This window comes from Streptomyces ambofaciens ATCC 23877, from assembly GCF_001267885.1.
GTDB classification, from domain to species: Bacteria; Actinomycetota; Actinomycetes; order Streptomycetales; family Streptomycetaceae; genus Streptomyces; species Streptomyces ambofaciens.
The window spans coordinates 7,190,261-7,204,035 of sequence record NZ_CP012382.1 but is presented as its reverse complement, the minus strand read 5'-3'; the positions used below and the strand labels follow the sequence as shown (position 1 = coordinate 7,204,035).

Sequence of the window (13,775 nt, the reverse complement as noted above, 5' to 3'; positions counted from 1 at the left end):
GCCCTCACCTCATGACCTCTTGACACTGCGTCCGACCAGGTCCGCCACCGTGCCGCCGTGCGCGCCCAGCCATTCGTCGAAGCCCCTGCGGATGGCCCGGAGCGTGGCGTGCATCTCCCGGTGCAGTGCGGTGTAGACCTGGACGGCGTCGGCGCCCACGCTCAGGTACTCCGCCACGTCCCTGCCGTTCTCGACCCCGCCGCTGGCCATCACCGGCACCGTCAGCCCCGCGCGGCGCAGGCCGAAGATCTCGGCGAGCACGAGCGGTTTGATGCCGGCCCCCGAGTAACCGAACGCTCCTCCGAGGCGCACCTCACCCGTGTCCGCGTCGACGGCCAGTCCGGCGACGGTGTCGCTCAGGGTGATGGCGTCCGCACCGCAGGCCAGGGCCGCCTCGACTCGCTCCCGCAGCCGCTCGCCGGCGGCCAGCTTGACGCTGAACGGCACCGGCGTCCGGCGGCGCACCGCGTCGGTGTAGGCGGCGACGCGCTCCGGGGTGTCGTCCAGCCCGCCCCCCTCGTTGAGACAGGAGATGCCCAGTTCCAGGGCGGGGCTGCCCGCCTGCCCCACGAGGTCGGCGAGCTCGGCGAGTTCGTCCGGGGACTCCGCGTGCACGGAGGCGATCACCGGCAGCCCGTCGTCGGCGAAGCGGCGGAGCATCGCACACCAGTCACCGACCGGCCGACGGGAGTACGTGGTGCTGTTGAGCATGCCGGTGGGCAGGCGCAGCAGACGTTCCTCGCCCGCGGGGCCGGGGTCGGGGTGAATGGTCTTGGTGACCACGGCTGAAGCCCCGTCGTCGAAGAGGCGGCGGATGTTGCGCTCCTGGTCGGTGAGCAGGCCGGAGCCCACCACGACGGGGGACGACAGCCGCAGCCCCAGAATCCGCGCGGTGCCGTTCACTCGGACATCACGGCCTCCCGGCCCAGCTTGTCGAGCAGCCGGAGCAGTTCGGCGGGATGGGCGCGGGCCTCGGCCAGGTCGAAGACCGTCACGTCACCGACGGAGGGCAGCCCGCGCAGCAGGTGGCTGGCGTTGGGCGCCATGGGCGTCGGCGTGACGACGACGATGGGCCTGCCGAGCGCGGAGGCCCAGCCGAGTTCGACGTGGGTGCCGTCGGTGCGCATCAGCTCGCCCGCGGCGTCCACCGGCAGCACCGGTACGAACACGTCGCAGCGGCGCATCCAGTCGTAGTCCCGGACGCTGACCTGGTCCGGGGAGAACAGGGCGGTGTCCGCGCCGAACTTCTCGGCGACATGAGCGGAGAAGACCGTGCCGTTCGCGGCCGAGACGGCGTCGATGATGTCCCGGATCGCGTGCCGCAGCGGCTGGTGGAAGCCTTCGTCGCGGATGGCGTGCTGGATGGGCCCGCCGACGAAGACACTGACTCCGGTCATGTCGAGGCCCTCCGTCCTGTCGACGCCGGCCACCGTGGTGTCCCTCATGACATCTCCCGATCTGCTTGGCGAAGCGCGATGTGGCGCACCTTGAGCTGCGTGTACTCGTGAAGACCCCAGGGGCCGTACTCCACGCCGATCCCCGAGTCCCGATGGCCGCCGAACGGCACGTCGTGCCGCAGGTCGCCGTGGGTGTTGATCCACACCGTTCCGCACTGCGGCCGGTCGGCCAGGGCCCGCGCCCGGCCCTCGTCACCCCACAGGGAGCACCCCAGCCCGTACGGCGAGGCGTCGGCACGGGCGATCGCCTCCTGCGGGTCGTCGTACGGGACGACCGGGACGACCGGGCCGAACTGCTCCTCCTCTTCGAGGCGGGTGCCGGCCGGGAGGTCGGTGACGACGGTGGGAGGGTAGAAGTGGCCGGGCCGGTCGGGGACACGGCCTCCGGCCAGGACCCGGGCGCCGTAGCGGACGGCCTCGTCCACCATGCCCGCGACGCGGTCCCGCTGGGCGCGGTTGACGAGCGGGCCGTACTCGGTGGCCGGGTCGAGGCCGTCGCCCATGACGGCGGCGCTCGCCAGGTCGGCCATGGCCGCCGCGAGGCGGTGGTACTGCGTGCGGTGCACGTAGACGCGCTTGACCGCGGCGCAGAACTGCCCGCTGTTGGTCATGGCCCGGGCGAACAGATCCCCGGCGACGGCGTCGACGTCGGCGCCGGGCAGGACGACGGCGGGGTCGTTGCCGCCGAGTTCCAGCACGATCCGCTTGAGGTCCGCCGCCGCCTGCCGGGCGATGGCGCGTCCGGTGTCGACCGAACCGGTGAAGGACACCAGCCGGACCGCGGGGTGGACGGTGAGCCGGGCGCCCAGCTCCGTGCCGCCACCCACGACCGCGAAGGTGCCGGCGGGCAGCACCTCCCTGAAGGTGTCGCCCATCATCAGGCTGGACAACGGCGTGTCCGGGGAGGGCTTGAGGACCACGGTGTTGCCGGCCAGCAGCGCGGGCGCGATCTTGCACACGGCCAGCAGGACGGGGTAGTTGGAGGGCGCGATCGCCGCGACGACGCCGTGGGGGACGCGTTCCAGTGCGACGCGGACGGCGGGCTCGTCGACCAACCGCTGCGGGCTCAGGTCCAGCCGGGCGGTATGGGCGAACCAGTCGGCCGCCAGCCGCACTTCGGCCCGGGCGTGCCTCAGGGGTTTGCCCTGCTCCCGGGTGAGCAGGTCCGCCATCGGCTCCACGACGGCCAGCAGGGCGCGGTGGCAGGCGAGAAGGTGCTCGCGACGGACGTCGAGCGGCGTCGCCGCCCAGCCGGGACGGGCGCGGACCGCGTCGTCCAGGACCGCGTCGAACTGCTGGGGCGTGCACCCCGGGGTGTGGGCGAACACCTCGCCGAGGGCGGGGTTCTCGACCGGTGCCGGTCCGTACCGCTCGGCCCCGGCGCCTTCGGCCGGGGGTGCGCAGGTGACCGGCCCGGCGGCGCGGGCGTTCACCTGCGGCACCCCGTTCGCTGCGGCACGCGGTCGAGACGGAACTCGGCTGATCGGTGGGCGAGTCGGACTACGAGTACGGGCATATGCTCCCGCCAGGAGGAGGTCGCGTCGGGACGGTGGCCGAGGAGGGGAGGCGGACCGGTACGGGGTGCCGGGGCATCCCGCGAGCCGGCCGGTCGGCGGTGGACGGTCAGCGGTGGGCGCGCTCGCCGGGCATGCGCGCAGTGGCCGCCGGGACGGCGGGCCCCGGGCACTGGCCGGCGTCCGGTTGCAGGACCGCCGCGTCGTTGCCCGACCTGACCCGTTCCGGGTGGCTCGGAGAACAGTCTTGCCAGGGCACGATGATGGTGCCACCCCCACTTTGGGCTATGGTCATCCGGCTACGCCGAACGCCCGGCCGGATGCGCCTGGCGGGCGTGGACAGGTGCGGGGACCATGGGACACGCGGATTCCCGCCGACAACGCGAGGGTCGGCCGGCGCGGGGCGCCCGCGAGGGTGCTCTCCTCTCCCCGGACTCCTCGCGACCGCTGGAGGCCTCCACCGGACGTGTTCGCCGGAGGTGTCCCCCGCATGTCTTCTGCGCGGGCCGCTCCGGGGCATCCGCCTCACCGCGACTCAGAGCGGCGGGTTGTTCAGGTGCCCGGCCGCGCGGGCCACCGCGCCGGTACCGCGGGCAGTGCGGCAGGGGGTCGGCGCAAGCGGCGCCCCGAGGCGCGATGAAGCCGGCAAGGGGCCATGCCTCGGAGCCTTCGGCCACAGCCCCTGCGATGCGGTCCGGTGCCCTCGGCCGTGTCAGCCCACCCGGGGACGAGGCCCGTCAACGCCCGTCGGCCACCGCGTGTTCGGCGTGCTCGACGAGCGTCCGCTCGACGTCGTACAGGAAACCGCGGACCTCGGACGGCGTGAGCGCCCTGCTGTCGGCGTTGAGTACCACCCGGATCCAGCCCGGTTCCTCGTCGTCGATCACCAGGAAGAAGGTTTCGCCCTCCTCGAACTCGTGGGACGCGACCACCGTGTCCGCCATCGCGGTCCGCAGGTCGGCGCCGGAGACGAGGCGTGTCCGGTCCCCGGACGCCTCGGGCGACCCGTGGCCCGCCCTGATGTCGTTGAAGCAATACGACAGGTCGACGGGAGCGCCCCGCTCACGGGTGGTGGCCTCGAACAGGTCCGTCACCTCGTCCGGGTCGTAGAGACCGTTGGCGTAGGCGGTGGTGCAGGCGGCGAAGGCGCGTCGGGCGACGTCCTCGACGCGATCGCCCTCCAGGTCGATCGTCACGGCGACCTCGGCATGCAGGTTGGCGACGGTGCCGCGCAGCTCGGGGTCCGCCCGGTTGGCCGTGAGCAGGCGCAGGGTGCACGAGGACGATCCGGCCCGGCGGCCGAGGAACTGGGCGACGACGGTCAGCAGCACCGCGGAGGTGCTCACCCGCCAGTGCCGTGCCAGCACCGGCAGCGCGAGTGCCACCGCCCGGGAATCCAGAGCGGCGCTGTGGCGCACGGCCGCCGTGGACGCGCCGTCGGTGCCGGCCGACTGCCCTCCGGTCCCGTCACGCACGGGGAACAAGGTGGCGGGCGCGCTCGCGAGTTGGCGGCGCCAGTACGCATGGGCGCGACGCAGCAGGGCCCGGCCGCGCGGGGAGCGCTCGAACCACGCCTGTTCGACGGGCTGCCGGGACGGCACAGCGGGCGGGAAGGGGCGCCCGAAGGAGGCGGCGTCGAGCAGCCGGGTCACCTCGTCGGCCAGCAGGCGCAGCGACGCGAGGTCTGCCGCCAGATGGGACACGCAGAAGCCGGCGAGCACCGGTGCTCCGTCGACGACGGCGACCATGAACCGGACCAGCGGGGCGCGAGCCGGCTCGAAAGGGGAGTGCCGCATGCGAAGCCGCCAGGCGTGCAGCACGCTCTCCTTGTCCTCACCGGGACCGATGGCCCACACTTCGGCCTCGAACCACCCGGTCTCCGCGACCCGTTGGACGAGGGTGCCGTCCGGGGCGCGGCTGAAGCCGGTACGCAGCGACTCGTGGCGGCCGAGCAGTTCGGCGAAGACCGCGAGCAGATCCTGTGCGGTGCCGCGGCCGGGCAGGTCGACCCAGTGGCACACGTTGTAGAAGGCGGCATCGGGCAGTTGACGCTGGATCAGGTTCCACATGTGCCGCTGGGCGCAGGTGGCCGGCGCGACGGCGGTCCGTCTCCCGCGGAACGGAACACGGTGCGAAACGGGTAGCGCCACGGCTCGCTCCTCTCCGGGGCTGTCACGCCCCGCTCACCGTAGCGACCGCCTGGCGCGGGCGGCACCGGTACATATGGCCCTGCCCGTTCGGGTACACCGGTCGTGCGCCCGCTTGAGACTTCCCCCCGGGTCACCCGTCCCTGGAAGATCGCCCCATGAACGTTGCCCGTCGCGCCACGACGCGTGGCGGCCCGGTCACCGAGGTGGCGGCCGGGCCGACACCCCGGCCGCCACCCGCGACCGCGGGCGGGACCACCCGCGCCCGGTCACCGCGCCGCGAGACGGACGGCACGGTGACCGGGCGCACGGACGGGGACGTCCCCCGGCCGCTGAGGCCCGTCAGCAGGTGATGAGACCGTTCTGTATGGCCGTCACCACGGCGGCGGTCCGATTGGGTGCACCCAGCTTCAGCAACAGGCTGGCGACGATGCGCTTGACGCCATGGCTGGATATGCCGAGGCGCCGGGCGATCTGTTTGTTGCTCATGCCCTCGGCGAGCAGGAGCAGCACCTCGTTCTCGCGGGCGGTCAGGGAGACCTCGCGCGGCCGGTGCTGCCCCGACTCACGGAGGCGGTCCAGCAGTCCTCTGGTGACGGAGGTGGGCATGGGTACCTCCCCCGCCAACGTCCGCTGAAGCGCGTCCTCGACCGCGGAGGCGGTCAACTCGTCCTCCACCAGGAATCCGTCGGGAACCGGGGGTCCTGCCAGTATCTCCTCGCGCACGTCGTCACTGCTGAGTAACAGCAGTAACTTGGGCCGTCGGCGCCGGACGCCGGCGAGCACTCCCCGATCGCGGACGTAGTCGTCCTCGTGCAGCAGCAGGACATCGACTCGACCCGCGCCCAAGGCATCCTCCACCTCCCTCCAGTCACCGCAGTGCCTGACCTCGCCCACGGAAGGGGCGTCCGACAGCACGGCTCGCAGCCCGAGCCGCGGGGTTCCGTTGCGCACAAGAGTGGTCACCACGAGCTGGTCTCCTTGACAGGGGGGGTGGCACAGCGTCTGACTCACTCGTACTCCTCCTCACTGCCGCCTTGCGCCTCTGGCCCCCCGGGAGAACGCGACTGCCCCGTACCGGCACGCGAGTGCGGCCGAGTTGCCATGGGTACGCAATAGCGACTCATGCTCAACAACGACGCTCACGGTACCCAGACGAATGGTTCCGGATCAACCATTTCCATGGTTTCGCATGAGTGGCCGGCTCGCCTCCGCAATGCCCGGAGCGCACGCTTTCCACTCACTGTTTAATTTTCACCTACTCGCCGCATTTCACACCTCAGAGTCAGGCTTTCGTTTTTCTCGAAAAACAAGTAGCTTCCATGCCGGGGGCAACCCCGCACCCCATTGCACTGCTGCGGGAAAATGTGGCGACGCAGCCCGAACCTCGATCCACCACGCCACAGAAACACCCTCTGAGCAGGGGCGACATCCGTCCGGCCGGGGGCGCCGCCATCCCGGCCACGCCGCCTCGCCGCGCGCCGGATGACCACTCGCCTGCCTCGGCCCGTGGGCCGGCGCCTTGCTCGGATCTCCTGTACGCGGCCCTCCCGCGGAACCCACCGGAGAGCAGCGACCATCTCCCCGCGGCGCCCGGCGACGCCCCGGTGACATTTTCAAGCCAGGCTGGAAAACCCCGCGCGCCCGGGAGCCGCAAAATTCGAGAGGCAATGGCCGAAACCATGGCCGATCGCTTTTCCAGGACCCGCCGGTTCGGATGTGACCCAGCCACCCACCCCAGAGAAGGAGTGCCGATGACCGCCGAGACCGTCCCCACGGGGAAGGATCCGGCCGACACAGCGGGCCCGGGCGGCGCCGCTCACGGTGCCGAGGCGCCTGCCGGCGTGCCCCGCTGGCTGCTGGCGCAGATGCGGCCGTTCCGGCCGTACATCGCCCTCCATCTGCTGGGCAGCCTCGTCTGGCAGTCGCTGAACGCGGCGATCCCTCTGGTCGTCGGCCTGGCCTTCGACGCGGTCCTCGACCAGGGCGGGTCCGCGCCCGACTTCGGCACCTTCCACGCCATCGTCGCCGGTCTGCTGGCGCTCGTGGTCGTCCGGGCGGTGGGCGGCATCGTGGCCACCTACTGCCTGGAGTCCTTCGCCAGCGGGCTGGAGCGCGAGGCGCGCGCCCAGGTCTTCGCCAGTCTGCTCCGCAAGAGCCAGGGCTACTTCAACCGGCGACGGATCGGCGACCTGTCCGCCCGTGCCACCGGTGACACCGAGTCCCTGAACCTGATGGTGTCGCCCGGCTTCGACATGGCGGTCGACCTGGCCCTCAACGTGCTGATGCCGATCGTCTTCGTCGCCCTGGTGGATCCGCGACTGCTGCTGTCGCCGGTCGTCTTCGTCGTGCTGTTCGCGGTGGCCCTCGCGGAGCACGGGCGGCGCCTGGAACCCGTGTCGGACCTGGCCCGGGAGCGCTTCGGCGACATGACGGCCCAGGCCACCGAGAGCGTCGCCGGGGTCGAGGTGGTCGAGTCGACCGGCGGCGTCGACGAGGAGCGTGGCCGGTTCGCCGCACTGGCCACGGCCTACCGCGACGCCTCCGTGCGCCAGATCCGCACCCAGGCGCTGTCCCTTCCCCCGCTGCTGCTGACCCTGGCCACCGCGGGCGCCCTGGTGCACGCCGTGGTCCTGCTGCGCGGGGGTTCCCTGAGCATCGGCGAACTCGTCGCCGTCCTGGGGCTGATGGGCACCCTGCGCGCACCCACCCAGCTCGCCTCCTTCAGCCTCGGGCTCATCTACCTCGGCATGGCCGGGGCCCAGCGGATCAAAGAGGTCGTCGACGACCCGGACGGCGAGGACGAGCAGGGCGGCCTGCATGCCGCGCCGCTCACCGGTGAAGTCGCCATGGAACACGTCACCTTCGGCTACGAACCCGGCAAGCCGGTGCTGTCCGACGTGTCCTTCCGGGTGGCTCCCGGCAGCACCGTGGCCGTCGTCGGCGCCACCGGCAGCGGCAAGTCCACGCTCCTGCACCTGCTGAACCGCACCTACTCCCCCGATGCGGGGCGCGTGCTGATGGACGGGGTCGCCACCACGGAATGGGACACCCGGTCGCTGCGCTCGCAGATCGCGGTCGTCGAGCAGGACGTGGTGCTCTTCGCCCGCACCGTCGCCGAGAACCTCGCGCTCGGCGCGGAGAGCGGCGCCGGCCGCGCCGAACTGGAGGCCGCGGCCCGTACCGCCCAGGCCCACGACTTCATCACGGCGACCGAGCACGGCTACGACACCGTCCTCGGCGAACGCGGGGTCACCCTGTCCGGCGGGCAGCGTCAGCGCCTGGCCATCGCCCGCGCGCTGGTGGCCGATCCCCGCGTCCTCGCCGTGGACGACGCGACCAGCGCCGTCGACGCCGTCACCGAGCACGAGCTGCAACGCGCCATGCGGCAGGCCTCCGCCGGGCGCACCACGTTCCTCGTCACACCCCGACTGTCCCGTATCCGCGCCGCGGACCACATCCTCGTCCTGGACGCCGGCCGGATCGTCGGCCAGGGCAGCCACGAACAGCTCCTGCGGGACTGCTCGTTCTACCGACGGATCTTCGCGCCCTACCTGGACGAGCCGGCTCCCGCCGGGCCGCGCACCGTGGGCGCCAGGGAGGAGAGCCACTGATGGCGCACTTGCTGGAGGGCATCGAGCAGGACGGCTACGACCGCCGCTACCGCGACCGCGAGCTGGCCCGCCGGATCGCGCCCTACTTCCGCAACAGGGGCGGCACGGTGGCGTTCGTGGCCCTCGCCGTGGTCGTTGCTGCCGCGGCGGGCAGCGCCGTCCCCCTGCTGCTGGCCAGAACCGTCGACTCCGCCCTGAGCGACGACGGCGACGGCCGGGTGGCCTGGCTGGTGACGGCCGTCCTCGCCGCGGGCACGATCGCCTGGCTGTTCACCTACCTCCAGGAGCGGATGGCCGGAACCCTGGTCAGCGACGTCGTCCTCAGCCTGCGCCGACGCGTGTTCGAAGCGGCCATGCGACAGGACATGACGTTCCACGACACCTACGCCACCGGTGTGGTGGTCAGCCGGGTCACCAATGACACCCAGGCGTTCGCGACGCTGATCAGCCTGGTACTCAGCCTGCTCGGCCAAGTGCTGATGATCGTCGTCCTGCTGACCGCGCTGTTCCTGATCAACGTGCCGCTGGCCCTGGTGACGGCCCTCGTCGCCGCGGTCGTCGTCGGCGTCAGCCTCGCCTTCCGGCGCGCCGCGCGCAGCGCCTCCCTGCGGCAGCAGGAGGCACTGGCCGAGGTCAACGGCTATGTGCAGGAGACCCTGCGCGGCATCGCCGTGACGCGCAACCACAGCCACCAGCAGAGCGCGCAGGCAGGACTCGACGAGGTCAACCACCGCTGGTTCCGGGCGAGCGTGCGACTGAACCGCATGTTCAGCGGCATCTTCCCGCTGCTGATCTCGCTGACCGGGCTGGGCACGGTCGCCGTGGTCCTGCTGGGCGGCCACGGCGTGGACTCCGGCAGTGTGACGGCGGGTCAGTGGGTGCTGTTCCTGGAGGCGCTGGTCCTGTTCTGGTCGCCGCTCACCAGCATCGCCTCCTTCTGGAGCCAGCTCCAGCAGGGCCTGGCCGCCGGTGAACGGGTCTTCGCGCTCGTCGACCGCGAGCCCGCGGTGCGTCAGCGCGACAGCCTCCCCGTCCCGCGCCTGCGCGGCGAGATCACGCTGCGCGACGTCCGCTTCGGCTACGACGCCCGGCACCCCGTCCTCAAGGGCGTGAACCTGACCGTCCCGGCGGGCCGCACCGTGGCGCTCGTCGGACACACCGGGGCCGGCAAGTCCAGCCTGGTGCGGCTGATCACGCGCGCGTACGAGTTCCAGGAGGGAAGCATCGAGGTCGACGGGCAGGACGTGCGCACCCTGGACCTCGACCAGTACCGGCGCTGCCTCGGTGTCGTGACACAGACCCCGTTCCTCTTCTCCGGGACGGTCGCCGACAACATCGCCCGCGGGCGACCCGGTGCCACCCGCGACGACGTCGAGGCCGCCGCACGTGCGGTGGCGGACGGCGACTGGCTGGCCCAGCTCCCGCAGGGCCTGGACACCCCCACCGACGAGGGCGGACGCAATCTGTCCACCGGTCAGCGGCAGATCGTCGCCCTCGCCCGGGTCTTCCTCCAGGACGCCCCGGTGCTGATCCTCGACGAGGCCACGGCCAGCATCGACCCCCTGACCGAGGCACAGGTGCAGGAAGGTCTGGACGCCCTCGCCAGGGAGCGCACCACCATCGTCGTCGCCCATCGGCTGCCCACCGTCCGCAAGGCCGACACGATCGTCGTCGTCGACGACGGACGGATCGCCGAGGAGGGCGACCACACGGCCCTGCTGGCCCGTGGCGGTGCCTATCACCGCCTGTACGACCGGTACTTCCGTCACCAGGGACTTGACGAGGACCCCGCCGACGACCCGCGTCTGCTGTCCGCCGTCGAGAGGAAGGCGTGAGCGATGGCCACCGAGTCCGCCACCGGGAAGGCGCCTCTTCCCGCGACCCTCGACGACCTGCTCGACAGCGCGTCCCGCGCCCGCCCGGACGCCGTCGCGGTGCGCTGCGGGGGCCAGGTCCTGGCCTACGGGGAACTGCACGCAAGGGTGCGGGCCACGGCGCGCCGATGGGACTCCCTCGGCCTCACCCAGCACGGCACGGCGGCGCTGCTCCTGGAGAACACCCCGGAATGCGTCGTCGCCTTCCTCGCCGCCGCACGCCTCGGGGTACGCCTGATCCCCCTCGAACCCGGCACGACCCGGCCCCAACTGGCCGCCCTGCGGGCCGCGACGGGCCGCCTGTTCGTCGCGGCACACGAGGCGAGACTCCGCGCGCTCGGCGGCGGCGAGAAGCAGGACGCGCTCGGCGGCGGCGAGGAAGAGGACCCGCTCGACGACTGCGTCCTCGTCTCCGTGGACGAGCCGGCCGGCGCCGCGGACGAACCAGGACGGCGAGGCCCCGCCCGCAAGCCCGACGACGACGAGCCACGGACCGCCGCACCCGACGCCCCCTTCCTGTACCAGTACACCTCCGGCTCGACCGGGGAGCCCAAGGCGGTCGTCCACACGCAGCGCAACCTCGTCAACGGCGGCGGAATCTACACGCGCGCCTACGGCGTCACCGGGGACGACCGCGTCCTGGTCGCCGTCCCGTTGCTGCACTCCTTCGGCATGGTCGCCGGGCTGGTCACCGCGCTACGGGCCGGGGCGCAGCTCGTTCTCCTCGGCCGCTTCACCCCCGCACGGCTCCTGAGTGCCCTGGACGAGCACGCCTGCACCGTGCTGGTCGCCGCTCCCATGGCCTACGACCTGACGACACGCGCGGCCGCCGCCTCTCGTCCCCCGCGGCCGCCGGGCGCACTGCGGCTGTGCCTCTCTTCGGGGGCCGCCCTGCCGCCGGCTGTGGCACAGCGGGCCCGCGAGCGGCTCGGCCTGGACGTCCGACAGGTCTACGGCTGCACGGAGGCCGGGGTCATCGCCGCGCACCGGCCCGAGGACGGCCCGGGCGCGGACCGCGGCGTGGGCCGCCCCCTGCCCGGCGTACAGGTCCGTGTCGTCGACGACCACGGGCGGGAGGTGCCGAGGGGCGGGGAGGGGGCGCTGCTGGTCCGCACACCGGCGATGTTCACGCACTACCTCGGCCATCCCGAGGCCACCCGGCGGGCCTTCCGCGACGGCTGGTACGCCACCGGCGACGTGGCCCGCATCGGCCCGGAGGGTCACCTGCACCTGGTCGGCCGCAAGGACTCCTTCATCAACGTGGGCGGCAAGAAGGTGAACCCCCTTGAGGTGGAACGGGTCCTCCTCGCCCACCCGTCGGTCGCCGAGGCGGTGGTCTGGGGCGAGGAGACGGGCGACACCGGCGAACGCGTCCGGGCCACCGTCGTCGCCGTGACTCCGTTGCCCGCGGCGGAACTGACGTCCCACTGCCGTGCCCGCCTCCTCTCCCACCAGGTCCCCACCGCGGTCGACTTCGTCTCCGCCCTGCCGAAGAACTCCATGGGCAAGGTCCGGCGTGCGGCGGTACGCGCCGCTCCCGACGGCGACGGCGACGGCGGGTAGGAGCGCCGTACCGCTTGTCGCACACCGGCTCAGGGACTCACCCGCAGGCCATCGGACTTCCTGCCCCGGCCCATGCCGCCAAGGCCAGGTGTTCCGCAGGTCAACGAGCCCTTCCGCGAGGCTTCAGCGGAACCGCCGGTAGCTCGGGGGCGGCCAGCGGGGCGCCGTCGTACCCCTTGACCTCTCCGAACCGCGTCCCTTCCGTCCAGTCCCGGCGGGCCTGGACGATCTCCTCCTGGGAGCGCCCGATCCAGTTCCAGAACATGATCAGCTCCTCCTCGAACGGCTCGCCGCCCAGGAGCATCAGGTCCGCGTCCGAGTCGGCGCGCAGGGGGAGTTCGCCGCGACCGCAGCCCAGGTAGAGCATCGAGCCCGGTACCAGGGGCACGCCGTCGACGTGGGCCTCGCCGCTCATGGACAGGACGGCGTACTCGAAGTCCCGTTCCAGCGGGAGGCGTACGTCCGTGCCGGCGGTGAGGGACAGGTCGGCGCCGACGAGCGGGGTGTAGGTCGTCCCCGGCGAGGTGGTGCCGTCGAGGCTGCCGAGGAGCACGGTGGCGGTGAGGCCGGGCGCCGTGACACGGGGCAGTTCGGCGTGGAACTCGAAGTGCGGGTCGGTGTGGCGGTGGGCGTCCGGGAGGGCGACCCACAGCTGTGCGCCGTGCAGGTGGCGGGCGTGCGACCGCGGGCTCTCCTCGGAGTGGCTGATCGCGTGACCCGAGGTCATCAGACCCAGCTGGCGCGGGCGGATGGTCTGGAGGCTGCCGGTCGAGTCGCGGTGCAGCACCTCGCCCTCGTGCAGCCAGCTGACCGTCTGCAGGCCCATGTGCGGGTGCGGGGGCACCTGCATGCCGGGCTCGTCGGCGATGTCGTCGGGGCCGTAGTGGTCGACGAAGCACCAGGCGCCGACCATGCGCCGGCCCAGGTTGGGCAGCAGTCGGCGGACCTCGGTGGACTCGCCGAGTCTCACCTGCCGGGGGCTGAGGAGTTCACGCACGGGTTCCGCCACCACGAAGCCGCGGCCGCCGCACAGGGAGGGAACCGCCTCGCGATCGAGATTGCTCATGCCGCCCAACCTAGCCCCGGACGAGCCTCCGCGTCAGACCGTCCCGCGGCCGTCCCCACGGTCGGCGGAACCCTCCGAACCAGTGGTGGAATGTTCAACGACCTGGGGTGGTTGCAGCACACCGAAGGAGGTCACCAGTGGACACGACGTACTACGACCACGGAACGACGGCGGAGCGCTGGGAGCGCGCGCGGATGTTCTTCGACGCCAAGGACTACGCCGCCGCGGCGCGCGTCCTGAGCGGGCTGGTCGGGGAGGTGCCCGAGCAGACCGGGCCCCGGCTGCTGCTGGCGCGTTCCTACTACCACTCGGCCCAGCTCCGGCGCGCGGAGGCCGAGCTGCGTCTCGTCGTCGAGCGCGATCCCGTCGAGCGGTACGCCCGGCTGATGCTGGGACGCACCCTCGAACGGCAGGGGCGGCAGGAGGAGGCCGACGCGCAGCTGCGGATCGCCGCCGCCCTGGCCGGCGACTTCGCCGACCGCTGAGCGGGCGGCCTGACGGCGGAGCCGGTCGGCGGGCCGGCGGGTCGAGGAGAGGCGG

At 72.5% G+C, this 13,775-nt stretch carries 11 protein-coding genes; 5 read left to right on the top strand and 6 right to left on the bottom strand.

Annotation, left to right across the window (positions count from 1 at the left end; translation table 11 throughout):
* Nucleotides 1-9 precede the first annotated feature (9 nt).
* From SAM23877_RS31610 to SAM23877_RS31595, 4 genes are all read right to left on the bottom strand, one after another.
* Entirely contained in the window at nt 10-903 is an 894-nt protein-coding gene (locus SAM23877_RS31610) for a beta/alpha barrel domain-containing protein (RefSeq protein WP_053140562.1), read from the bottom strand.
* Entirely contained in the window at nt 900-1,445 is a 546-nt protein-coding gene (locus SAM23877_RS31605) for a nucleoside 2-deoxyribosyltransferase (RefSeq protein WP_053140559.1), read from the bottom strand. Before SAM23877_RS31605 ends, SAM23877_RS31610 begins: the two co-directional genes overlap by 4 nt.
* A complete protein-coding gene (locus SAM23877_RS31600; RefSeq protein ID WP_079030840.1) occupies nt 1,442-2,890 on the bottom strand; it encodes an aldehyde dehydrogenase family protein in 1,449 nt (482 codons plus the stop codon). The genes SAM23877_RS31605 and SAM23877_RS31600 overlap by 4 nt, the downstream gene beginning before the upstream one ends.
* Before the next feature lie 818 nt (nt 2,891-3,708).
* A complete protein-coding gene (locus tag SAM23877_RS31595; RefSeq protein ID WP_159042030.1) occupies nt 3,709-5,121 on the bottom strand; it encodes a condensation domain-containing protein in 1,413 nt (470 codons plus the stop codon).
* Nucleotides 5,122-5,276: 155 nt separating this feature from the next.
* Between SAM23877_RS31595 and SAM23877_RS39760 the strand changes: the two genes are divergently transcribed.
* Nucleotides 5,277-5,471 carry a hypothetical protein gene (locus tag SAM23877_RS39760; RefSeq protein ID WP_159042029.1) on the top strand — a complete coding sequence of 65 codons (195 nt, stop codon included), beginning with the start codon at nt 5,277-5,279 and terminating at the stop codon, nt 5,469-5,471.
* Here SAM23877_RS39760 and SAM23877_RS41500 read toward each other — a convergent pair.
* Nucleotides 5,461-6,087: a response regulator transcription factor gene (locus SAM23877_RS41500; RefSeq protein ID WP_053140553.1), complete on the bottom strand. Its 627-nt coding sequence runs from the start codon at nt 6,085-6,087 to the stop codon at nt 5,461-5,463. The two genes, SAM23877_RS39760 and SAM23877_RS41500, sit on opposite strands and share 11 nt — an antisense overlap.
* A gap of 785 nt (nt 6,088-6,872) precedes the next feature.
* Here SAM23877_RS41500 and SAM23877_RS31585 point away from each other — a divergent pair.
* Genes SAM23877_RS31585 through SAM23877_RS31575 form a run of 3 tightly spaced genes read left to right on the top strand, consistent with a single transcriptional unit; the run spans nt 6,873 to nt 12,169 of the window.
* Complete coding sequence (locus tag SAM23877_RS31585; protein ID WP_053140550.1) at nt 6,873-8,732, top strand: ABC transporter ATP-binding protein; 1,860 nt, start codon at nt 6,873-6,875, stop codon at nt 8,730-8,732.
* Nucleotides 8,732-10,567, top strand: coding sequence for an ABC transporter ATP-binding protein (locus tag SAM23877_RS31580; RefSeq protein ID WP_053140547.1), 1,836 nt, complete (start codon nt 8,732-8,734; stop codon nt 10,565-10,567). The genes SAM23877_RS31585 and SAM23877_RS31580 overlap by 1 nt, the downstream gene beginning before the upstream one ends.
* Nucleotides 10,568-10,570: 3 nt before the next feature.
* Nucleotides 10,571-12,169, top strand: a complete 1,599-nt coding sequence (locus SAM23877_RS31575; RefSeq protein ID WP_053140544.1) for a class I adenylate-forming enzyme family protein — start codon at nt 10,571-10,573, stop codon at nt 12,167-12,169.
* A gap of 100 nt (nt 12,170-12,269) precedes the next feature.
* Here SAM23877_RS31575 and SAM23877_RS31570 read toward each other — a convergent pair whose 3' ends face one another.
* Nucleotides 12,270-13,235, bottom strand: coding sequence for a pirin family protein (locus SAM23877_RS31570; RefSeq protein WP_053140539.1), 966 nt, complete (start codon nt 13,233-13,235; stop codon nt 12,270-12,272).
* A 137-nt stretch (nt 13,236-13,372) separates the two neighbouring features.
* Here SAM23877_RS31570 and SAM23877_RS31565 point away from each other — a divergent pair, with 137 nt between their 5' ends.
* On the top strand, nt 13,373-13,720 hold the full coding sequence (locus SAM23877_RS31565; RefSeq protein ID WP_053140536.1) for a tetratricopeptide repeat protein: 348 nt from the start codon (nt 13,373-13,375) through the stop codon (nt 13,718-13,720).
* Nucleotides 13,721-13,775: the final 55 nt, after the last annotated feature.